This is a genomic window from Thermosipho japonicus, assembly GCF_014201655.1.
In the GTDB taxonomy this organism is placed as follows: Bacteria; Thermotogota; Thermotogae; order Thermotogales; family Fervidobacteriaceae; genus Thermosipho; species Thermosipho japonicus.
This window is the reverse complement of sequence record NZ_JACHEX010000005.1, coordinates 56,467-77,821: the sequence shown is the minus strand read 5'-3', so window position 1 is coordinate 77,821 and position 21,355 is coordinate 56,467. Positions and strand designations below refer to the sequence as shown.

At 31.3% G+C, this 21,355-nt stretch carries 23 protein-coding genes and 2 riboswitches; of the genes, 12 read left to right on the top strand and 11 right to left on the bottom strand.

Annotation, left to right across the window (positions count from 1 at the left end):
* The 10 genes from HNP65_RS08400 to HNP65_RS08355 all read right to left on the bottom strand — a co-directional run bounded on the left by HNP65_RS08400 (window position 1) and on the right by HNP65_RS08355 (window position 9,340).
* A complete protein-coding gene (locus HNP65_RS08400) occupies window positions 1–1,200 on the bottom strand; it encodes an aspartate kinase (protein ID WP_184619822.1) in 1,200 nt (399 codons plus the stop codon).
* A 4-nt stretch (window positions 1,201–1,204) separates the two neighbouring features.
* Entirely contained in the window at window positions 1,205–1,906 is a 702-nt protein-coding gene (gene dapD, locus HNP65_RS08395) for a 2,3,4,5-tetrahydropyridine-2,6-dicarboxylate N-acetyltransferase (protein WP_184619821.1), read from the bottom strand.
* A complete protein-coding gene (locus HNP65_RS08390) occupies window positions 1,903–2,556 on the bottom strand; it encodes a 4-hydroxy-tetrahydrodipicolinate reductase (protein WP_184619820.1) in 654 nt (217 codons plus the stop codon). Before HNP65_RS08390 ends, dapD begins: the two co-directional genes overlap by 4 nt.
* Window positions 2,553–3,434 (bottom strand): 4-hydroxy-tetrahydrodipicolinate synthase, encoded by an 882-nt coding sequence (dapA, locus tag HNP65_RS08385; RefSeq protein WP_184619819.1) that lies wholly within the window; start codon window positions 3,432–3,434, stop codon window positions 2,553–2,555. Before dapA ends, HNP65_RS08390 begins: the two co-directional genes overlap by 4 nt.
* Window positions 3,427–4,140 (bottom strand): diaminopimelate epimerase, encoded by a 714-nt coding sequence (gene dapF, locus HNP65_RS08380; protein WP_184619818.1) that lies wholly within the window; start codon window positions 4,138–4,140, stop codon window positions 3,427–3,429. The genes dapA and dapF overlap by 8 nt, the downstream gene beginning before the upstream one ends.
* Window positions 4,137–5,105 carry an aspartate-semialdehyde dehydrogenase gene (locus HNP65_RS08375; protein WP_184619817.1) on the bottom strand — a complete coding sequence of 323 codons (969 nt, stop codon included), beginning with the start codon at window positions 5,103–5,105 and terminating at the stop codon, window positions 4,137–4,139. Before HNP65_RS08375 ends, dapF begins: the two co-directional genes overlap by 4 nt.
* 68 nt (window positions 5,106–5,173) lie before the next feature.
* Window positions 5,174–5,351, bottom strand: a riboswitch (Lysine riboswitch).
* A gap of 36 nt (window positions 5,352–5,387) precedes the next feature.
* Window positions 5,388–6,530, bottom strand: a complete 1,143-nt coding sequence (locus HNP65_RS08370) for an aspartate-alanine antiporter-like transporter (RefSeq protein WP_184619816.1) — start codon at window positions 6,528–6,530, stop codon at window positions 5,388–5,390.
* Between the two features lies 1 nt (window position 6,531).
* Window positions 6,532–7,374, bottom strand: coding sequence for a succinate--CoA ligase subunit alpha (locus tag HNP65_RS08365; protein WP_184619815.1), 843 nt, complete (start codon window positions 7,372–7,374; stop codon window positions 6,532–6,534).
* Entirely contained in the window at window positions 7,371–8,387 is a 1,017-nt protein-coding gene (locus tag HNP65_RS09975; protein ID WP_184619814.1) for an ATP-grasp domain-containing protein, read from the bottom strand. The genes HNP65_RS08365 and HNP65_RS09975 overlap by 4 nt, the downstream gene beginning before the upstream one ends.
* A 59-nt stretch (window positions 8,388–8,446) precedes the next feature.
* Window positions 8,447–8,627, bottom strand: a riboswitch (cobalamin riboswitch).
* 80 nt (window positions 8,628–8,707) lie between these two features.
* Complete coding sequence (locus HNP65_RS08355; RefSeq protein WP_184619813.1) at window positions 8,708–9,340, bottom strand: queuosine precursor transporter; 633 nt, start codon at window positions 9,338–9,340, stop codon at window positions 8,708–8,710.
* Between the two features lie 215 nt (window positions 9,341–9,555).
* On the opposite strand from HNP65_RS08355, the gene HNP65_RS08350 reads away from it, so the two are divergent.
* From HNP65_RS08350 to disA, 12 genes are all read left to right on the top strand, one after another.
* A complete protein-coding gene (locus HNP65_RS08350; protein ID WP_184619812.1) occupies window positions 9,556–10,320 on the top strand; it encodes an oxygen-binding di-iron domain-containing protein in 765 nt (254 codons plus the stop codon).
* A 5-nt stretch (window positions 10,321–10,325) separates the two neighbouring features.
* Window positions 10,326–11,165, top strand: coding sequence for a methyl-accepting chemotaxis protein (locus tag HNP65_RS08345; RefSeq protein ID WP_184619811.1), 840 nt, complete (start codon window positions 10,326–10,328; stop codon window positions 11,163–11,165).
* A gap of 15 nt (window positions 11,166–11,180) precedes the next feature.
* Window positions 11,181–11,387 carry a DUF3783 domain-containing protein gene (locus tag HNP65_RS08340; RefSeq protein ID WP_184619810.1) on the top strand — a complete coding sequence of 69 codons (207 nt, stop codon included), beginning with the start codon at window positions 11,181–11,183 and terminating at the stop codon, window positions 11,385–11,387.
* 25 nt (window positions 11,388–11,412) lie between these two features.
* The gene (gene infB, locus HNP65_RS08335) at window positions 11,413–13,503 is read left to right on the top strand and encodes a translation initiation factor IF-2 (RefSeq protein WP_184619809.1); all 2,091 of its coding nucleotides are present in this window, start codon (window positions 11,413–11,415) and stop codon (window positions 13,501–13,503) included.
* A gap of 2 nt (window positions 13,504–13,505) precedes the next feature.
* A complete protein-coding gene (locus HNP65_RS08330; RefSeq protein ID WP_184619808.1) occupies window positions 13,506–14,882 on the top strand; it encodes a pyruvate carboxylase subunit B in 1,377 nt (458 codons plus the stop codon).
* The gene (gene folK / locus HNP65_RS08325) at window positions 14,879–15,697 is read left to right on the top strand and encodes a 2-amino-4-hydroxy-6-hydroxymethyldihydropteridine diphosphokinase (protein ID WP_184619807.1); all 819 of its coding nucleotides are present in this window, start codon (window positions 14,879–14,881) and stop codon (window positions 15,695–15,697) included. Before HNP65_RS08330 ends, folK begins: the two co-directional genes overlap by 4 nt.
* On the top strand, window positions 15,676–15,978 hold the full coding sequence (locus HNP65_RS08320; protein WP_126993906.1) for an RNA-binding protein: 303 nt from the start codon (window positions 15,676–15,678) through the stop codon (window positions 15,976–15,978). Before folK ends, HNP65_RS08320 begins: the two co-directional genes overlap by 22 nt.
* On the top strand, window positions 15,975–16,613 hold the full coding sequence (locus HNP65_RS08315; RefSeq protein ID WP_184619806.1) for a class II aldolase/adducin family protein: 639 nt from the start codon (window positions 15,975–15,977) through the stop codon (window positions 16,611–16,613). Before HNP65_RS08320 ends, HNP65_RS08315 begins: the two co-directional genes overlap by 4 nt.
* 37 nt (window positions 16,614–16,650) lie before the next feature.
* A complete protein-coding gene (locus tag HNP65_RS08310; protein ID WP_184619805.1) occupies window positions 16,651–18,330 on the top strand; it encodes an acyl-CoA mutase large subunit family protein in 1,680 nt (559 codons plus the stop codon).
* 19 nt (window positions 18,331–18,349) lie between these two features.
* Complete coding sequence (pdxS, locus tag HNP65_RS08305) at window positions 18,350–19,228, top strand: pyridoxal 5'-phosphate synthase lyase subunit PdxS (RefSeq protein ID WP_184619804.1); 879 nt, start codon at window positions 18,350–18,352, stop codon at window positions 19,226–19,228.
* Window positions 19,229–19,231: 3 nt separating this feature from the next.
* Entirely contained in the window at window positions 19,232–19,798 is a 567-nt protein-coding gene (gene pdxT, locus HNP65_RS08300; RefSeq protein WP_184619803.1) for a pyridoxal 5'-phosphate synthase glutaminase subunit PdxT, read from the top strand.
* 104 nt (window positions 19,799–19,902) lie between these two features.
* The gene (gene disA / locus HNP65_RS08295) at window positions 19,903–20,991 is read left to right on the top strand and encodes a DNA integrity scanning diadenylate cyclase DisA (RefSeq protein WP_184619802.1); all 1,089 of its coding nucleotides are present in this window, start codon (window positions 19,903–19,905) and stop codon (window positions 20,989–20,991) included.
* A 14-nt stretch (window positions 20,992–21,005) separates the two neighbouring features.
* Here disA and HNP65_RS08290 read toward each other — a convergent pair whose 3' ends face one another.
* Entirely contained in the window at window positions 21,006–21,317 is a 312-nt protein-coding gene (locus HNP65_RS08290; protein ID WP_114702400.1) for a ferritin family protein, read from the bottom strand.
* Between the last annotated feature and the right edge of the window lie 38 nt (window positions 21,318–21,355).

Sequence of the window (21,355 nt, the reverse complement as noted above, 5' to 3'; positions counted from 1 at the left end):
TCATCCTCCAAGTGAAAATTCTTTTGCAAGTTCTTTTAACAATATTTCAGATTTTTCTTTAGAAACTAAGACAGATATTTTTATTTCTGAAGTAGTAACTAATTCTGGAATAATGTTATTTTCATAAAGAACTTTGAAGAATCTTGCGGCAACACCTGGACTTGATTTCATGCCAACTCCAACAATCGATACTTTATCAAACATTCCTTGATAAGACATTTCAATTAATGGATTTGCTGTCCTTATTGACTTTTCTATAGTTTCTCTAAGATCATTTAATACTGAAAATGATAAATGGAATTTTTCATTATCAGCAAACATTGAAATCATGTCAATGTTTATTTTATTATCACTTAATGTTTTAAATATTTTTTCAATTATTTTTTTGTCTTTGGGAAGGTTATTTAAAGTTATTTTTATTTGATCCTTTTCTATAGTTGCGCCTGTAACTACAGGTTGTTCTAGCCATTCTGGTAATTTATCAACCACCCAAGTTCCCTCCTCTTCAGAAAAAGATGAAGCACAATATATTTTTATATTGTATTTTTTTGCAAGTTCAACAGCTCTAGAATGTAATACCTTTGCACCAAGAGAAGATAATTCTAACATATCATCATATGTTATGTATTTTAATTTTTTAGCTGATTTAACTATTCTTGGATCGCAAGTATATACTCCATCTACATCACTGTAAATTTCACAATTAACATTTAATTTTGCAGCTATTGCAACTGCGCTAGTATCAGATCCACCTCTTCCAAGTGTTGTTAGATCACCATCTTCTGTTATACCTTGAAAACCGGTTACAATAATAACTTCATTTTTTTGAAGCTCATTATTTAATTTATCTATATCGATATCAATTATTCTAGCCTTTGTATGATCGGTTGTTGTTTTTATATTTAATTGAAAAGCGTTTAACGATTTTGATTTAATTCCAAGTTCATTTAATGCAATTGAAAGTAAAGCTACAGACATTTGTTCTCCAGTTGTTAAAAGCATATCCATTTCTCTAGGATGAGGATTTTTACTTAAAGATTTAGCAAGATTAATAAGGTTATCGGTAGTTTTTCCCATTGCAGAGACAATTACAATTATTTTATCACCTTTCTCAATTCTTTTTTTAATCCTTTTTGCAACTTTTAAAATTTTATCCACATCTGCTACAGATGATCCACCATATTTTTGTACAACAATCATTTGATCACCTCAATTTTCTTAATCCTTCTACGATTTGTGTTTTTTGTTTTGTTTTTTCATCAACTTTTTTAATAACTTTTGCAGGAACACCAGCTACTACTGAGTTTGGTGGAACATCTTCTATAACAACAGCTCCGGCGGCGATTACACTGTGTTGTCCAATATGTACTCCTTCAAGAATTACTGCGTTTGCACCAACCATTACGTTATCTTCAATAATTACTGGTTGAGCACTGGGAGGTTCAATTACACCAGCTATAACAGCACCAGCACCAATATGACAATTTTTGCCGATTATAGCTCTTCCGCCAACTACTGCATTCATATCTATCATTGTTCCTTCGCCTATTTTTGCTCCTATATTGATAACTGCTCCCATCATTATTACTGCACCGTCGCCGATTTCGACTAAATCTCTAATTATGGCTCCGGGTTCAATCCTTGCATTGTATTTTGCTAAGTTAGCAAGGGGGGTCGCAGAATTTCTTGCTTTGATTTCTAACTTGTATTTTTCGATATGTTCTTTGTTATTTTCAATTAACTTAACTATTTCTTCATACTCACCAAATAAAATTCCAAAATTTTCAGTTCCAAAAAATTCAAGGGATTTAAAGTTGATATTTTTGAGATCCCCTGTTAAGTAAGCAACTGTTAAAGTTTTCTTTTTTGAATTTGCAATTAAATTTATAATTTCCTGTGTATTCATATGGAAGCCTCCTTTATAATGTCTTTGAATGTATAAAAACCACTTTTTTTATTTAAAATAAACTTTGCGGCTTTTAGTGCTCCTAATGCAAAAACTTTTCTTGAGATTGCTCTATGTTTTATTTCAATTAATTCCCCTTCGTTTGAAAACAAAACAGTATGATCCCCGGGGATTCCACCTAATCTAAGAGAATGAATTTTTACTTCTCTATTTAAAGCATTTTTTAATAAAATAGCAGTACCCGAAGGCTTGTCTTTTTTCTTTGAATGATGAATTTCAGTTATTTCACAATCCCAATCTTTAAGCATTTTTGTTGCTTTTTCTAAAAGATCTAAAAGTATATTAATACCAATTGAAAAATTGTACGATTGCACAACAGCAACTTTTTTTGATAAATTTTCTAATATTTTTAAATGCTTTTCAGTAAGTGCAGTAGTTCCAATTACCAGATTGCTATTGTATTTTTCACAATAACTTGAAGTTTTTTCTAGTGCATCCGGTGTAGAAAAATCTACAATAACTTCTGGAAAATCTTCTTCGATTATTTCATCTTTATCAATGAGTAAAACTGGTGTGTGTCCATCATTTGAAAAGACATCTAAAATTACTTTTCCCATTTTCCCTTTAAAGCCAACAACTCCAAATCTCATATAACACCACATCCTTTAAGTGTTTCAGTTATTATTTTCATTGTTGGCTCTGAAGCCGGGACAAGTGGCAGCCTCAATTCATTATTTATAAATCCCATTATTGATAAAGCAGCTTTTACAGGAATTGGATTAGTTTCAATAAATAAGTTTTTAAATAGCTTATAATATGAAAAATGAATATTTCTAGCTTCTTCTATTTCCCCGTTTTTTATAAACTTAAACATTTGAACCATTTGTAAAGGTATAACGTTTGATGCTACTGAAATTACACCATCTCCACCGCTTGCAAGTAGTTGAAAAGCCGTATCATCATTTCCTGAAAAGATTTTAAAATCTTTTAATTCTTTTAATAATAGTAAATCTTTATTGATTTGTTCAAATGATGAATTTGCTTCTTTTAATGCTTTAACATTTTTGCAGTCACTAGCAATTTTGTATACGGTCTCTGGGAGTATATTTATGCCAGTTCTGCTAGGAACATTGTATACAATTATATCTAAATCTGTAAGTTCAGCGATATATTTATAATATTCATACAACCCATTTTGGGTTGGCTTGTTATAGTAAGGGGTTACAATTAAAAGACCATCTGCCCCGTTTTTTTCGGCATTTTTAATTAATTCTATTGTATGATTTAATCCATTTGATCCGGCACCAACAATAACTTGGGCTTTATTACCAGATACTTCCTTTGCTTTTTTTATCAATATTTCTCTTTCATCTAGAGAAATGTTTGGGGCTTCACCTGTTGTTCCTAAAACTATTATTGCATTAATTTGATTGTTAATTTGGAAACTTAATAGTTTTTCATAGCTTTCTATATCTAAATTCCCTTCTTTAAAAGGTGTAACAATTGCAGTTCCTATTCCTTCAAACATTTTCCACACCTCCTTCAAGGTAGATACCATCATTTAAGAAATGAACAAAAAGAGTTCCGCCACGTGCCTTTACTTCTATTTTTTCTAAGTTATTTTTGTTGAAGACATATGCACTAGCTGTTGTTCCGCTTCCGCATGCAAGGGTTTCAGCCTCAACACCCCTTTCAAAAGTTCTAATTTTAATTGTTTTTCCATCTAATTCTTGGACAAAATTAATGTTACTATTTAGCTTTTCTCTTAAATGTTTTCCAATTTTGCTAACATCTATATTTTCTACGTTACCAACAAAAATTACAAAATGTGGTACTCCAACATTTAAAAGAAAACCACTGAAAGAATCGATTGTTAGTTTTTGTGGCATATTTGGTGCAGGCATTTTAATCATGACACCATTTTTTGTGAGCTTTCCAGTAATTTCTCCAGCGTATGTATTAAATTTAACAAAATTTTCTTTAACGTACCCTTTTTTCATCAAGTAATATAAAAATGTTCTTGCTCCATTACCACAGAATGAAGCTCTATTTCCATCTTTGTTGAAATAATCCATAAAAAATTGACCATCTCTTTTTTCAGCAAAAATTACGCCATCTCTATCTTTTGAATTTTTAAGTACGAAATTACTTTTTTCCTCATCGCTTAATTTTGAATCTAAAATATCACATACTATAAATGAATTTCCAGTAGCTGTGAACTTTTCAACTATCATAACAATCCCACCATTAGCATTAAAATTCTAATCGCATTTGTTGCTGCTCCTACCCTAATGTTATCTGCTACATTCCAAAAAGAAAATGTAAATTCATCAATTTTTCTAAGTCTTGAAACATATACATAATCACTTCCTACTACATCGATAGGAGTTATTATTTCATTAGTAAGAATAACATTCTTTGAATTTTTAATTTGATTTTCAATTAATGAAATATTATTAAAAGGGATTTTTGTTTTAACAACAATAGTTTCTGAATGTCCATAAAATACAGGGACTCTTACGGTAGTAGGATAGACGTTTATTGAGTAATCATCAAGGATTTTTCTTGTTTCATTAATCATTTTATGTTCTTCTGTAGTAAAACCATCTTCTTCGATTTCACCGATTAATGGAATAACATTGTGAGAAATTTGCTTTTGAAAAATTGTTTTTGATTTATCCCCAGCTAATTGTCTTTGCAATTCTGCAATTGCTTTGTGACCAGCTCCTGAAACAGCTTGGTATGTTGAAACAAATATTTCGTTGATTTTGAACTTTTCATGAACTTTATATAGAGATAAAACCATTTGAATTGTTGAACAATTTGGATTAGCTATTATTCCCTTATAGTTTTTTAATAAATGCCCATTAATTTCAGGAACAACTAAAGGAATTTCGTTTTCCATTCTAAAAGCGGATGAGTTATCTATTACTATATTTCCTGCTTTTGCAGCAATTGGTGCAAAGATTTTTGAAACAGTTGAACCAGCTGAAAACAGTAAAAAGTCGAATTTTTGCTTCATTGAGTCTTCAGTCAATTCTTCAACGACAATTGAAGTGTTATTAAAAGTTAAAGTTTTTCCAGAAGATCTTTTAGATGCAAAGAGTTTTAATTCTTTTACAGGAATTTTAAAGTCTTCTAGTACTTTAATCATTGTTCTTCCAACTTCACCTGTTGCACCAACTATACCAATTTTCATTTGAACACCTCCTAATAAAAAAACTCGCCTCGTGAAGAGGCGTTCGTTGAGAAAATATAAAATTATTCTCAACGATCGGCTCTCCACGGATATTTCCGTGACAGTGGCACAGGTATTCCCTGTACCCCCAGGTATGTAAGGCGGGAGAAACCTTACACCCTTCGGCGTCCTCGCCTTTCAGATTCTCCCAATATTCTCCCGTTGATGGAGAATCTTACTCATCTCGGACGCGCCTCCGATCGTATTTATTAGCTATTATAACAGAATTATAGAAAATATATGTTACAAATTAGTTAATATAGAAAATAGTTTGTTAAATATAACCATTCCAAGCAGTGCAAAAGGATACGTTGCACCGTATCCTGCTGTTACAAGTTCACTTTTTGTTGAGTCCAAAGCAGCTCCTAGTCCTGGAGTACTAGTCATACCACCAGTTATTGCACCAGCAAGTATTATCCAATCAAGTTTGAAGATATATTTTCCTATTATATAACCAACTAAAATTGAAAAGATGGCGCAGACAAATGAAATCACCATAAGATATAAACTTTCTCTGTTGAAATTTGAAATTACCTTATAACCGCTCCTTAGACCAATTGATGATAAAAATATTACAAGTCCTAGGTTTTGGAAGACCTTAAGTATATTTTTATTAAATTCAAAACTTAGATTGCCTATTTTTCCAAGTGAGCCCAAAAATAAAGAACTTAATAATATTCCTCCAGTGTTTCCAAGTTTAAGCGATGCAAATTTAAGGTTAAAATTTAAATTTCCAATTAATATACCTAAAATTATAACTATTGAATAGCTAATAAAATTAAAATTGTAATTTTTAGAATTATCGATACTTTCAATTTTATATGATTCTTTTTCTTCATATATATTAATTTTAAAAATTATCGGGATAAAATAGATTGAAAATATTACTGCTAAAACACCAGGTATATAACCAACTGTATAGCCATAAATGATATCGGCAGAGCCTTCTTTTACGCTTTCAAGAGCACTAGCTAGACCAGGTGAGCTTGTCATACTCCCAGAAAAAATTCCTAACAGATTAAGGTTGTTTAAATTGGTAAAGTAGGTAAAAAGTAATGTTGAAATAAATCCTGAAAAAGTTATTAAAAAACCTAAAATTATAAATTTAAAGCCGTGAGTTTTGAGAATTTTTTTAATATCACTCGAAGCAATTAAACCTATGGAAGAGACGAACAAAATAAGTGAGAAATTAAAAAACGTGTTTAAAGTATTTTGAATATTAATTAATTCTTTTTGAGAGTTTGTAAACAATGGAAATAGCCAGCCGAAGAAAAGACCAGCAAAAAGTGTACCTGAAGCACCTAGTTTAAAGTTTTTAAAATGAATTTTTCCGAGCAATAACCCACTTAAAATTGAAATGAATAATAGAAAAAATGGATTGTTCATTTTACCCCTCCAATAATTCTTCGATATATTTAGCAACAAAAATCCCTATATTATTTAATTTGTTTTCTTTATATTCTATTGAACCTTCATAGCCTTCAATAATAGCTCCTGCATGTCCCATTCTTTTACCTTTTGGAGCAGTTCTTCCAGCAAAAAATACTTGTATATTAGCATTATAACCTTTTTTTAGAAATTTTTCTATACCTATTATTTCATCATTACCGCCTATTTCACTGATGATAACGATTTTTCTTGGATTTAAATGCGTAACAAATTCTAAAGCTTCATCTATTGAAGTTCCAATTATTGGATCACCGCCTAATCCAATTGCAATTTTAATGCCAGTGGACTTTTTTGAAAGGTAATTGGATACTTCGTACATTAAAGTACCACTTTTTGAAATAATTGCTATATCCCCAGGTTTGAAAGCAGATGATGGCATTATTCCAATTTTACTTATTCCTGGAAGAATAATTCCTGGACAATTTGGACCTACAAATGTTATATTTTTCTCTTTTGCTTTTTTATGTATTTCGATCATATCGTGAATTGGAATGTGTTCAGTTATTGTGATAATTTTTTTAATTCCTGAATCAATGGCTTCAAATATAGCACTTTTAGCATAAGGGGCCGGAACAAAAACAATGCTAGTATCACATTTATATTTTTTAACGGCTTCGAACATGTTATCTAAAACAGGAATATTTTCAATATTTGTTACTTTATTGTTTTTTGAAACTCCACAAACTATATTTGTTCCATATTCAATCATTTTTTTTGTGTGAAATTTACCATATTTTCCAGTAATACCTTGAACACAGACTTTTTCATTTCCATTAATCATTGATACTCCCCCCTTATTGCAAATTTAATCATTTCGTACATATCATCAAAATAAGCTATGTTATTTTCGTCTAATATTTGTTTGGCTTCTTCTTCATTAGTTCCGGTAATTCTTACAAATATAGGAAGATTTTTATTTTCGTTTTTGAATTTTACGATTGCTTTTGCTATTTCGTCGCATTTTGTAATACCACCAAATATATTCATTATGATTTTTTTTACATTTAGTGACTTTAGTAATCTCAACGCTTCTAAAGTCACATTTGAATTTGCGCCACCACCAAGATCCAAAAAGTTGGCAGGTTTTCCACCATATAGATTTACTGCATCCATTGTTGCCATAACTATTCCAGCCCCACAACCGATAATGCCAATATCACCATCTAATTTTACGAAATGAAATGGATATGAATCATTTACAAATTCTCGAGCCCATTTTTGTCTAAATAATGCATTGTCATCAAGATGCATTACACAATCAAGCGCGATTAACTTGCCATTTTCATCTTCTGCAAAAGGATTAATTTCAAGAAGAATCAAGTCTTTTTCAGTAAATAATTTATGTAGCTTAATAACAATATCGTGAAATTTATCGGGCAGCTTTTTATAATCATTTATGCTTAGATTTAAAATATTATTTTTATTGTTCTCAATTTCTATACCACCATTTTCTGAGAAAAGAATTTTTATATCTTTTTCTATTCTGTCAATATATAAAGAAATATAATATTCATGTTTAATATTTATTTTTTCTTCAACGAGAATTGCATAAGGTTTTTCACCACGAATTTCTTTTTCTAATAAATTTGATGCATTGGTGAAAAATTCATCTTTTGTGTTTGCAAATAATATTCCACCTGCTTTCATTCTACTTCCAACAAGGACTTGACTTTTTAAAACTGCTGGAAGAAATTTTACTTGTAGACTATCTGAGTTTTTAATTACATAGCCTTTTGGTGTTTCAATTCCTGATTCTTTTAAAAGTTTTTTGCCAACAAACTCATGAATTTTCACTATCTCACCTCCAAAGTATTAAATAAAAAATTTTTTCTCAATCTTCCCTCGAGATTGAGAAACGTTTTGGAATAAAGGCAGGTCTCCTGGCTTCCGAATCATCCTACTCTCCACGCCTTCCCAGGAATATTCCCAGTGGCATGTTGTGGATTTCGTCCTCGGTTACAGTGGCGGGGCCGCGCTGGTTTTTCACCAGCTTCCCTTTTAAGCCAAATAGGCACCTTTATTCCAAAATAATATTCACTTTTCTAGAGAATTATAACAAAAATTATAATTTTTGTAATCTTTAATTATTTTAGAAAAAGCCAATTAATTGCGTATTATTCTTCGAAAGCAAATTCGTTTTTGATTTTTTTTACACTCATATTGATTATTGGACTGTTGAGAATTGATAAAGCCAGCTTTACTATATACTGTGATAATATCATATTAAACAATACGTTAAGATCATATAATCCAAAAAATGATACTACAACGAATACTATGGAATCAATAAATTGGGTTATTACCATTGAAAAAACATTTCTAAATGTAATATTTTCATATTTAAATAATCTTTTTGGTAAATTAAATGCCCAAATATTTGTATATTGTGCAGAAAGATAGGCTAGAAAACTTGCTAGAATTATTCTTGGCGTTGAATTAAAGACTGTAATATATGCATCATTTTTATCAAAAATATTCGATGGTGGATAAAATATTACTAGATATGAATATGCAACTAAGATAAGAGAAGCTAAAAAGCCTATTTTGATAACCTTTTTAGCTATATTAGAACCGTAAACTTCAAATATAATGTTAGATATTCCAAAACTAAGTGGATAAATCAAAACTGATAAAGTGATAACAAATGGGCCAATATTAACTAGTTTTCCTGCTATTATGTTTGAGATGATAATGACGGCAGTAAATAATCCTGTTAGAAGTATTAATTTTTCCTGTGATTTTTCCATGATCAACCTCCTTGTCTATAAATTAACAATTCATTTAGCATCTTATTCTATAACATTGTGTAATAGATTTCAAGTAAAAATAAAGTTAATAACCTTAAATATTTATAAATTTAAAAGTTTGTGTTGTTAATATTTTTTATAATTCAAAAAAACTGAAAAATGTTTATTTTTCTGGTATAATAAATAGTAAAGTAGTAAAAAGGGAGGGAAAGAATATGAAAAGCATATGTTTATATGATAATGGTAAGCATAAATATTACCTTCTTGGATGGGAAGAAACAGAGGATGCAAATATGGTTCCAACTAATCAATACCTAATTGTACATGAAAATAAGGGTTTCTTATTAGATCCAGGGGGAGCTCATGTTTTTCCAAGGGTACTTGCAAATGTTTCTGAAATTATTGCACCGGAAAATATTGAAGGAATATTTTATTCACACCAGGATCCAGACGTTTCTTCAGGAATAACGATGTGGCTTACAATTGCAAGTAGAGCAAAAATTTATATTTCAGAACTTTGGATAAGATTTTTACCTCATTTTGGTGTTTTTGATAAAAAGAGGATAGTCGGGCTAAAGGATAGTGGAGAAAAAGGAGTTAGATTTTCTGGCTACACACTTGATTTTGTTCCTGCGCATTTTTTACATGCTCCAGGACAATTTAATGTTTATGATCCAATATCTAAAATATTGTTCAGTGGTGATATAGGTGTTTCTTTACTACCATTTAATCAAAGAGTGCAAATTTTTGAAGGAGACTTTAAAAGTTTAGAAAATGCCATGGAAGGTTTTCATAGAAGGTATATGACCTCAAATGCTGCTTGTAAGCGTTGGGTTGATAGAGTATCAGAATATGAAATAGATATGATTGCTCCACAGCATGGTGCCGTTTTAAAGGGAAATGTAATTAAAGAATTTTTAAACTGGTTTAAGACTTTGAAGTGTGGTAGTGATATAATTGAACAATTTTACGGGAGATGATATGTATGAAAATGGATAAAAAAACATTAAATACTTTATCATCAGCTTTTTATGTACAAAATTTAATGTTATCTTTTATGTCACAGTTAGATGAAGTATTAGTTTCAAGAATAACGAATTTAAAATCTGATATTGAAAAAATTACCAATAAATTTGAAGAGTTGAATAATAACATTTTTAATCTTCTTGATAATTTTTCGAAAGAAAGTAAGAGTATAGTTGAAAATGTGAACTATGCAACCGAGGTTAATCAAAAAATTAATGATGATTTAAAAAATCTTGGAACTGATGTTGATAACGTTTCATCCAAATTTAAAGATACAATAGGTAAAACTTCGGAAACTTTTGAAAAATTTTCAAGAGTTGAAGAACTTATAAAAGCAATACAAAGAATTGCAAAGCAAACAAATTTGTTAGCATTAAATGCATCGATTGAAGCTGCAAGAGCCGGTGAATATGGAAAAGGTTTTTCGGTTGTGGCTGCTGAAATTCAAAAGTTGGCTGAAGAATCACAAGAAGCGTCGACTAATATTTCAAAGATAATTTCTGAAATTTCAAACTCTGTGAATGAATCAATTAATTCTTTGAAGCAAATAGAAGGATTGTTTAATGCTGTTCAAAATTCGTTAAGCGAAGCATTGAATTATATGAAAAATAATATTCAGGTGTTGGAAAGTTCAAAAAAGTTGTATGAGAATACGAGTGAAAGTTTGAAAAATGAATATGAACTATTGTCAAATGCTGTAGAAATTTTGGGTGAAACTTCTAATGAATTTAATACGATTAGTAAAGTTATTCGTTCTATTGTCAAAGCACAAAATTCTTTAAAAGATTTAAAGTTGTAGAAAGGAAGGAAATTAATGAAAGAAAAAGCTTTTTTAATAATACATGGTTTTAAGCAAAAGGATGAATTATTTAAATTAATAAAGCTATTAAAAGATAATTTTCCAGAAAAGGAGCTGATTTTTGCAACGACGACCCCAACTAATTTAGAATGGAAACTATCAGATTTGATAGTTGAAATTGAAAAGGAGCATGAATTCATGAAAAAGACGAAGCAGAAGTAGAGAAATGTTTTTGGAGGTGATTCTATTGGCTCGATTAAGAGTATATGAACTTGCTAGGCAGCTAGAGATGGATACAAGAGAGTTAATGAAGGAGTTACATGAATTGGGAATAGAGATAAAAAGTCATATGAGTTATATCGATGAAGAAACAGTTAATCTTCTTCTCGAGATGTATGGGACTAATGAGGAAGAAGAGGAACTTATTGAAGAGTATGAAGAATATGAAGAAATTGATGAAGAAGTTAATGGGAAACACTTTAAAAACAAAGAAGGTTCTTTAGAAAAGCTACAAACAAACAAAAAGAAAAATTCAGTAAAAATAACTGAAGAAGATCTAAAATTGGACAAATTTGCTGAAAAAATTGGAGTACCACAAAACAGGATTATACAGGACTTTTTTATGAAAGGTGAAATCCTGAAACCAGGTCAGTCGCTCAATCTGCAACTTGCGAAAAAAATTGCCAAAATGTATGATGTGAGAATTTCATTTGAAACTGAGGAAAAGGAAGAAGTTATAGAAAATCCTCTAAGTGGAATAGAAAAATACTTTGAAGAAAAGTACAAAGATCCTGAAAATTTGAAAGAAAGACCACCAGTAGTTACGGTAATGGGGCACGTTGATCATGGTAAAACAACGTTGCTTGATTATATAAGAAAAACAAGAGTTGCTGAAAGAGAAGAAGGCGGGATTACCCAGAGCATTGGTGCTTATCAAGTTGAAGTTAACGGCAAGAAAATTACGTTTATTGATACACCAGGACACGAAATTTTTACGGAAATGAGAGCACGTGGTGCACAGGCAACTGATATAGTCGTTTTAGTTGTTGCTGCTGATGATGGTGTAATGCCTCAGACTATTGAGGCATATAACCATGCAAAATCTGCAAATGTTCCTATTATAGTTGCAATTAATAAAATTGATAAACCAAATGCAAATGTTGAAAAAACTAAGCAAGAACTTGTAAACAAATTAAACCTCATTCCAGAGGAATGGGGTGGGGATACAATAGTTGTTCCAATATCTGCAAAGAAAGGACAGAATGTTGATACATTACTTGAAATGATCCTTTTAGTTGCTGAAATGCAAGAAATTAAGGGAATTCCTGATGGGCCTGTTAGAGCTGTAACTATTGAATCAAAACTTGACAAAGGTTTTGGACCAGTTGCAAACGTGATAATTAAAGATGGTATTTTAAAGATTGGTGATTATATAATCTCAGGAAAAGTAATGGGAAAAGTAAAAGCTCTTGTTAACGATCAGGGAAAGAGAATAAAAGTAGCAGGACCATCTACTCCAGTTATGATAGTTGGTTTTGAAGAACTACCAGATTCTCATGGAATAGTATATAGTGTTGATTCACTTGATAAAGCAAGAGAAATTTCTGAAAAGATGAGAGAAATTGAACAGAAAGAACTTAGAAGAAAAAGACATATGAAATTGGAAGAAATTTTGAAAATGATGGAGCAATCTGAGAAAAAAGAATTGAGATTGGTTTTAAAGGCAGATACTCAAGGTTCACTAATGGCATTATCTGGTGCTATAAATAAATTGCAGAGTGAGGAAATTAGTATAAATATTATTCACTCTGGGGTTGGTTCAATTACTGTAAGTGATGTTATGTTAGCTACTGCATCAGATGCAATTATTCTTGGTTTTAGGGTTAAGGCAGACAGTCAAGCAAGAAAAATGGCTGAAGCTGAAGGTATTCAGATTAAAACATACACGATTGTATATAAACTAATAGAGGAATTACAAGCAGCATTAGAAGGTATGTTAGAGCCGGAAGAAGTTGAGGAAATAACTGGTCGTGGTGAAATTAAAAAGGTATTTAAGATAAAAAAAGTTGGTTCCATAGCAGGTGTTCAAATGATTGAAGGTTATGTGGAGAAAGAAGGGCTTGTTAAAGTTTACAGAAGTGGTAAACTAGTTTATGAAGGAAAGATAGAATCTTTAAAGCATTATCAACAGGATGTTAAAAGAGTTGATGCACCTCAAGAATGTGGAATAAAACTTGAAAATTTTGATGATATAAAAGAGGGAGATGAACTTGAATTTTCAGTATTAAAGAAAGTGGCAAGAAAGCTAACTTTTGAGGAAGACAAAGGAGAGGAATAAAGATGTTTGTAGATACGACTTTACGAGATGGTCATCAATCACTTATCGCGACAAGAATGAGTATTAAAGATATGCTCCCAGCCTTGAATGACATGGATGAGTTAGGATTTGAGGCGATGGAAGTCTGGGGGGGGGCTACTTTTGATGTATGTGTAAGATTTTTAAATGAAGATCCATGGGAAAGAATAAAAACTATCAAATCACATTTGAAAAAAACTAAGACTCAAATGCTGTTAAGAGGTCAAAATCTTGTAGGTTACAGGCATTATGCCGATGATGTAGTTGAATTGTTCGTCAAAAAAGCAATAGAGAATGGAGTAGACAAAATTAGGGTTTTCGATGCATTGAATGATATTAGAAATTTGGAAAAAAGTATTGAAATTGCTTTAGCCAATGGTGTACATGTTCAAGGTGCGATTTCTTATACAATTAGTCCTGTTCATACACTTGAGTATTATCTTAGTTATGCTCAACAGTTAGTTGAAAAAGGCGTTAATTCACTTTGTATTAAAGATATGGCAGGACTTTTGACTCCAAAATCTTCGTTCGAACTAGTTAGTGAGTTAAAAAGGAGATTTAATGTACCGGTTGAAGTACATACTCATTGTACAGCAGGGCTCGGTGATTTGAATTATCTAGCTGCGGTTGAAGCGGGGGCAGATTATTTAGATACGGCACTATCTCCATTTGCTCTTGGAACATCTCAACCACCGTTTGAAGCAATGTATTATGCTGTAAGGGAATATAGAAATTTACCTGATATAGATTGGAAGAAAATATCAGTTTTAGTTGAGCATTTTAAAGCAGTTAGAGAAAAGTATAAAGATTATGATGTTATGATGAAAAGCATAGATTATAGAATTTTAGTTTCACAAGTTCCTGGTGGTATGTATTCAAATCTTGTCAAACAGCTCTCAGAACAAAAAATGCTAAATAAACTTGAAAATGTTTTAAATGAAATTCCAAGAGTAAGAAAAGATTTAGGTTATCCACCACTTGTAACTCCTACAAGTCAAATTGTAGGTGTTCAAGCAGTTTTAAATGTTCTAACAGGTGAAAGGTACAAGAAAGTGACTAATGAAGTAAAAAACTATGTTAAAGGAATGTATGGAAAACCACCTGCACCAATTGACGAAGAACTCAAGAGAAAAATTCTCGGCGATGAGAAACCAATAGATTGTAGGCCAGCTGATTTAATTGAACCTGAGGTTGAAAGAGCAAGAAAAGAAATTGGGGTTTTAGCAGAAACTGATGAAGAGTTATTAATTTATATTTTACTTGGAGAAGTAGGAAGAAAATATTTATATAATAAGTATCAAGAAAAAATTAAAGTTGATCTTCAGCTTGTTGATGAACTTGGGGGAGGTTATCCTGTTTGATTGTAGGTTTGGGAAATGATATTGTAGAGATAAATAGATTTGATCTAAAACTTGTTGATAGAATTTTAACAAATATAGAAAAAGAGAACAAAAAATTAAACGCCCAATATCTTGCTGGGCGTTTTTCTCTAAAGGAATCATTTTTTAAAGCAATTGGTACTGGAGTATCTAACAATTCATTTAAAGATATTTCTTTTTTAAGTAACAAAAATGGGAGGCCTTATTTTGTTATGCATAAAGATTTTAAAGGATTTAATTTTTGCCATATTACACTTTCTCACGATAAGTTTGCAAGTTCCATGGTAATTCTTGAGAAAGTTAAAGGAAAGATATTTTTAGGTCTTGGTAGTAATATAGGAAATAGAGAAGAAAATTTAAAGAAAGCCTTAGAATATATTGAAAATTTTGGAATAAACATTTTAAGAGTTTCAAGTATATATATAACAAAACCTTATGGATATCTTGAGCAGGATGATTTTTTTAATATAGCAATAGAGGTTGACACTGATTTATCTCCATTTGAATTATTAAATACAATTATGGAAATAGAAAGGATAATGAAGAGAAAACGAGAAATAAAGTGGGGACCGCGAAATATAGACATTGATATATTATTTTATGGAAACTTGGTTGTAGAAAATGAAAATCTTAAGGTTCCTCATTATGATTTCAAAAATAGAGATTTTTTCATAGCTCCCATGTACGAAATTGCAAAAGATTTTGTGGATCCTATTTTTAATATGAGTATGAATGAATATTACTCTAGTCTTGAGGAAAATTGGGAGGTAATAAATTGGCAGATGAAGAAATTATAAAGATTGAGGAAATGATTGATAAAGCTATTGAAGAAGAGAATTTTCAGTTGCTAAATGAACTTCTTGAAAAGAGAGAAAATCTTCTAAAAAAAGGTATAAGTAAAGAACTTGCAAAATTGATATTAAAAAAAGATAAGCAAAGGAAAAATAAGATTTTAGAAATGATGGAACAACTTGGAGTTCAAGCAAAGAATATAAAATTAGGTGAGAAGGCTTTAAAAGGCTATGGAGGTATTGATGGCCTAAATAATACTGGTGGGAGGTTTAAAGGAAAAGGATGAAAAAGAAAATATTAGAAGCTTCGAAATTTATTGTTGAAAATGGTTTAGTAAAAGGCACATGGGGTAATATATCTATAAGGTATGAAGATAAAATATATATAACCCCTTCTGGTATTCCTTATGATATATTAACTGAGGATATGGTAAGTGTTGTAGATTTAAAGGGAAATCATATCGAAGGTTTAAATCCTTCATCAGAACTTCCAACTCATCTAGAAATATATAGAACTCGCGAAGATGTTAATGCAATTGTTCATACGCACCCCATTTTTTCAACAACAGTTTCATTGGTTGCAGATCATATTCCTCCATTGATAGAAGATTCTGTTATGATATTAGGCTCTAAAATATTGGTAGCCGAATATGCACTTGCTGGTACCGAAGATTTAGCCATAAATGTTGTAAAAGCACTTGGAAATAATAATGCTGTTTTGCTTAAGAATCATGGACTTATTACCGTAGGTGTAGATATTAAAGAAGCTTTGACTGCAAGTTTAGTTTGTGAAAAAACAGCTGAAATATATTTATATGCTTTGAATATTGGTAAATTTTCAACGCTTAGTGAAGAGGACGCGATTATGCTTAGGAATAAGTATTTGAATAGTTATAGACAGATTGAGAAAGATGTAAGATAATAATGTTAGAAATAATAAGCAATGAGGGGGTTAAGTGATGTTTGAAAAAGAAAAATTGGAGAAGATAAAGCTGGGAATGGAAAAGTATCAACAAAACGTTGAGAAGGCTGTACAAAGGTTCCCAGAAAGAAAGGAAAAATTTACTTCTACATCAGGATATGAAATTAAAAGATTGTATACCCCATTAGATATTGCAGATCTTGATTATGAAAAAGATTTGGGTTTTCCAGGAATGTTTCCATATACGCGTGGTGTTCAACCGACAATGTATCGTGCAAGATTTTGGACAATGAGGCAATATGCAGGTTTTGGAACTGCTGAAGAATCAAATAAGAGATATAAATACCTTTTAGAACAAGGGCAAATGGGACTTTCGGTTGCATTTGATCTTCCAACGCAAATTGGATACGATTCTGATGATCCAATGGCAGAAGGTGAAGTTGGAAAAGTTGGTGTTGCAATAGATTCTCTTGAAGATATGGAAGTTCTTTTCGATGGAATTCCATTGGATAAGGTTAGTACTTCAATGACAATTAATAGTACCGCAGCAATTTTACTTGCTATGTATATTGCAGTAGCTGAAAAGCAAGGTGTGCCAATGGAAAAACTTTCAGGTACTATACAAAATGACATATTAAAAGAATATATTGCAAGAGGAACTTATATATTCCCACCACAACCTTCAATGAGAATTATTACTGATATTTTTGATTTCTGTTCTAAAAACATGCCAAAATGGAATCCAATAAGCATTAGTGGATATCATATAAGGGAAGCAGGTTCAACTGCAGTTCAGGAAGTTGCATTTACTTTAGCAGATGCTATAGCTTATGTAGAAGCCGCAATAAAGGCAGGATTAGATCCAAATGTTTTTGGCCAAAGGCTATCTTTCTTCTTTGCTGCACACAATAACTTCTTAGAAGAAATTGCAAAGTTTAGAGCAGCAAGAAGACTTTGGGCAAAAATAATGAAGGAAAGATTTAACGTTACAAATCCTAAAGCAATGCTTTTGAGATTCCATACTCAAACAGGTGGTTCGACGTTAACAGCTCAACAGCCAATGAATAATATTGTAAGGGTTACAATTCAAGCTTTAGCTGCAGTTTTAGGTGGTACTCAATCTCTACATACAAATAGTTACGATGAAGCATTAGGACTTCCAACTGAAGAATCTGTTAGAATAGCACTTAGAACTCAACAAATAATTGCATACGAATCTGGGGTTGCAGATACAATTGATCCATTTGCAGGTTCTTATGCAATTGAAACAATGACTAATGAGATCGAGAAAAAAGCAATGGAATATATTGAAAAGATTGACCAGATGGGTGGAATGGTAAAAGCAATTGAAATGGGTTATATACAAAAAGAAATACATGAAAGTGCATATAAAGCGCAACTTGCAATTGAAAATGGAGAGGATATAATCGTAGGTGTAAATAAATTCCAAATTGAAGAGGATCTTTCTCAAAAAGAAGTGTTAAAGGTTGATCCAGAATTAGAAGAAAAGCAAAAACAAAAATTAAAGAAATTAAAAGAAAAAAGAGACAATGAAAAGGTTAAAAAGGTTTTAAATAATGTAAAAAAGGCCGCATCGAGTGATGAAAACTTAATGCCATATATTTTAGAAGCCGTTAAAGCTTATGCTACTGTTGGTGAAATAAGTAATGCTTTAAGAGAAGTATTTGGTGAATATACTGAGACAATAATAATTTAATTATATGGAGGTGTTTTAAATGACACAAAAGGGAACATGGATGGTAAAAGAAGGTTTTGCTGAAATGTTTAAAGGTGGAGTAATAATGGATGTCACAACTGCAGAGCAAGCAAAAATAGCAGAAGAAGCTGGTGCAGTTGCAGTTATGGCACTTGAAAGGGTTCCAGCAGATATTAGAAAAGCTGGTGGCGTTGCAAGAATGGCTAGCATTAGTAAAATTAAAGAGATTATGGAAGCTGTTTCTATTCCTGTTATGGCTAAAGTTAGGATTGGTCATATTGCAGAAGCAAGGATATTAGAAGCTTTAGGAGTAGACTTTATTGATGAATCTGAAGTTTTAACTCCTGCAGATGATAAGTATCATATAAACAAATGGGATTTTAAAGTTCCATTTGTTTGTGGAGCAAGGAATTTGGGAGAAGCATTAAGAAGAATCGCCGAAGGTGCTGCGATGATAAGAACGAAGGGAGAAGCAGGTACAGGAAACGTTGTTGAAGCTGTAAAGCATATGAGAACTGTGATGGACGAGATAAGAATGGTTCAAAATATGCCTGATGAAGAATTGGTTACCTTTGCTAAAAATATTGGTGCTCCCGTAAATTTAGTAGCAAAAGTTAAAGAATTAGGAAGACTTCCTGTTGTTAATTTTGCTGCAGGTGGTGTTGCAACTCCAGCAGATGCGGCATTAATGATGATGCTTGGTGCTGATGGAGTTTTTGTTGGAAGTGGAATATTTAAATCGAAAGATCCAGCAAAAATGGCAAAAGCAATTGTTATGGCTGTTACGTATTGGAATGATCCAGAAATGTTGTTAAAAATTTCTGGAGATATTGGACAGCCAATGGAAGGTTTAGAGATAGAAGAACTTGATGTAAAACTCCAAGAGAGGGGTTGGTAAAAGTTGAAAATAGGTGTTTCTGGGATCCAAGGAGATTTTAGAGAACATAAAGTTATGCTTGAAAAACTTGGAATAGATGTTAAGGTAGTAAGAAAACCTGAAGAGTTAGATGAAGTTAATGGTTTAGTTATTCCTGGCGGTGAATCAACTACAATGATTAGAATTATGAAAATGGTTAACTTATATGAAAAACTTAAACAAAAAATTAAAGAAGGATTTCCGGTATTTGGAACATGTGCTGGAATGATTTTACTTTCAAAAGAAGTTGTAAACTTTCCTCAAGACTCTCTAGGGGTAATTGATATTAAGGTGGAAAGAAACGCATATGGTAGACAAGTTGATAGTTTTGAAGAACAGATTGAGGTAAAAGGATTTGAAAAACCATTTAATGCAATTTTTATACGTGCGCCTAAGGTAGTAGATTACGATGAGAACGTTGAAGTTTTAGCAACTTATATGGATAGTCCAGTGCTATTAAGACAGAATAATGTTCTTGTAGCATCATTTCATCCAGAATTGACTGAAGATACAAGAATTCACGAATATTTTTTGAATATGGTGAAAAAATAATGTGAAGATTAATAAGTAAATTTTTAAGGCCCCAATTATATAAATTGGGGCCTTTTTTTCGTTTATTGATATGATATAATATTTTTTAGATAAGAAAATGTTAAATGGGGGTTAATAAATTGAGTATTCCACAGGAATTAATTTCAAAAATAAAACTTCTTGCTCCAGGAACAAAATTAAGGAAGGCACTTGATGACATAGTATTAGCAAATTTTGGAGCACTAATTGTTTTTATTTCAGAGGAGAAATATGAAAAATATTCGGATATTTTTCAAGCGGGATTTAAATTAGAAATTCCCTTTTTACCAGAAAAGTTATATGAACTTGCAAAAATGGATGGAGCGATAATAATTGATGATAATGTAACTAAGATCTTAGCAGCAAATGTACATCTTGTCCCAGACCCAAGTATACCAACTAGTGAAACAGGAACCAGGCATAGAACAGCGGAAAGAGTTGCCAAACAACTTGGGGAGCTTGCAATAGCAGTTTCAAAAAGGAGAAATGTTATTAGTCTTTACTATGGAAGTTATAAATATATTATTAACGATATTAATTTTTTAATTACACGGGTTAATCAAGCTTTAAATACATTAGAAAAGTATAGACAGAATTTTGATAAGATGATTTTAAATTTGGATGTTTTAGAGATTGAAAATAGGGTTAATCTAATTGATGTTGTAGAAATTATCAACAAAGGGATTGAAATTTTGAAGATAAAAGAAGAAGTTGAACCGTATGTCATTGAACTTGGTGTGGAAGGAAGGCTTGCTTCAATGCAATTATTAGAAATAATAGTTGAATTGGAGGACATCTTGAAAAATTTAATTCTTGATTATTCTAAAGAAGATATTGATGAAGAGGAGGAAGCAATGCAAATTCTTGAAGTCTTAAAAGGGTACAAAGAAAGAAAACCTATTTCAACTGCCAGACTTTTGGGATATGAAGATATAGCTAACATAAACCAATTAAATGATTATCATGTTCAATCTAGAGGTTATAGATTGTTAAGAAACGTTGCAAAAATTCCAATGGCAATTACTCACAATGTGGTAAAGGCGTTTGGAAATGTATTCTCTTTGAGTAATGCAGATTTTTCGGCTTTAAAGGAAGTTGAAGGTATTGGTGAGAAAAGAGCAAGTGCAATTATTGATAGTATAAATTCAATGAGAAAAAGGATATCCCAAGGTTAGACGTGGGATACCCTTTATTTTTTCTCTTTTAATTTTTTTATTTCTTCTTCAACTTCTTTAGCACCCTCCAAATAGAATTGTTCTTCATCTGGAGATAATTCTTTTAGAAGTCTTAAAAATTCGCCAGCATGCACTTTTTCTTCATTTGCAATGTCATATAAAACTTCTTTTGCAAGTTGGTTATCTGTTGATTCAGCAAGTTGAGTGTATAACTGAATTGCTTCATATTCTGCTGCAATCATGTATCTAATAGCTCTAACTAACTCTTCATGTGAAAGTTTTCTATCATTTTTTAATGATGAAAATGGATTGGAAAATTCTGGCATAGCATTCACCTCCATTTATTAGATTTAAATCAATTATA

What these genes read in the sequence shown, in the direction of transcription:
- HNP65_RS08400 (WP_184619822.1), bottom strand. Translation starts at nt 1,200, where the DNA reads ATGATTGTTGTACAAAAATATGGTGGATCATCTGTAGCAGATGTGGAT.
- dapD (WP_184619821.1), bottom strand. Translation starts at nt 1,906, where the DNA reads ATGAATACACAGGAAATTATAAATTTAATTGCAAATTCAAAAAAGAAA.
- HNP65_RS08390 (WP_184619820.1), bottom strand. Translation starts at nt 2,556, where the DNA reads ATGAGATTTGGAGTTGTTGGCTTTAAAGGGAAAATGGGAAAAGTAATT.
- dapA (WP_184619819.1), bottom strand. Translation starts at nt 3,434, where the DNA reads ATGTTTGAAGGAATAGGAACTGCAATTGTTACACCTTTTAAAGAAGGG.
- dapF (WP_184619818.1), bottom strand. Translation starts at nt 4,140, where the DNA reads ATGATAGTTGAAAAGTTCACAGCTACTGGAAATTCATTTATAGTATGT.
- HNP65_RS08375 (WP_184619817.1), bottom strand. Translation starts at nt 5,105, where the DNA reads ATGAAAATTGGTATAGTTGGTGCAACAGGTGAAGTTGGAAGAACAATG.
- HNP65_RS08370 (WP_184619816.1), bottom strand. Translation starts at nt 6,530, where the DNA reads ATGAACAATCCATTTTTTCTATTATTCATTTCAATTTTAAGTGGGTTA.
- HNP65_RS08365 (WP_184619815.1), bottom strand. Translation starts at nt 7,374, where the DNA reads ATGATTAATGGAAATGAAAAAGTCTGTGTTCAAGGTATTACTGGAAAA.
- HNP65_RS08355 (WP_184619813.1), bottom strand. Translation starts at nt 9,340, where the DNA reads ATGGAAAAATCACAGGAAAAATTAATACTTCTAACAGGATTATTTACT.
- HNP65_RS08350 (WP_184619812.1), top strand. Translation starts at nt 9,556, where the DNA reads ATGAAAAGCATATGTTTATATGATAATGGTAAGCATAAATATTACCTT.
- HNP65_RS08345 (WP_184619811.1), top strand. Translation starts at nt 10,326, where the DNA reads ATGAAAATGGATAAAAAAACATTAAATACTTTATCATCAGCTTTTTAT.
- HNP65_RS08340 (WP_184619810.1), top strand. Translation starts at nt 11,181, where the DNA reads ATGAAAGAAAAAGCTTTTTTAATAATACATGGTTTTAAGCAAAAGGAT.
- HNP65_RS08330 (WP_184619808.1), top strand. Translation starts at nt 13,506, where the DNA reads ATGTTTGTAGATACGACTTTACGAGATGGTCATCAATCACTTATCGCG.
- HNP65_RS08315 (WP_184619806.1), top strand. Translation starts at nt 15,975, where the DNA reads ATGAAAAAGAAAATATTAGAAGCTTCGAAATTTATTGTTGAAAATGGT.
- HNP65_RS08310 (WP_184619805.1), top strand. Translation starts at nt 16,651, where the DNA reads ATGTTTGAAAAAGAAAAATTGGAGAAGATAAAGCTGGGAATGGAAAAG.
- pdxS (WP_184619804.1), top strand. Translation starts at nt 18,350, where the DNA reads ATGACACAAAAGGGAACATGGATGGTAAAAGAAGGTTTTGCTGAAATG.
- disA (WP_184619802.1), top strand. Translation starts at nt 19,903, where the DNA reads ATGGGGGTTAATAAATTGAGTATTCCACAGGAATTAATTTCAAAAATA.
- HNP65_RS08290 (WP_114702400.1), bottom strand. Translation starts at nt 21,317, where the DNA reads ATGCCAGAATTTTCCAATCCATTTTCATCATTAAAAAATGATAGAAAA.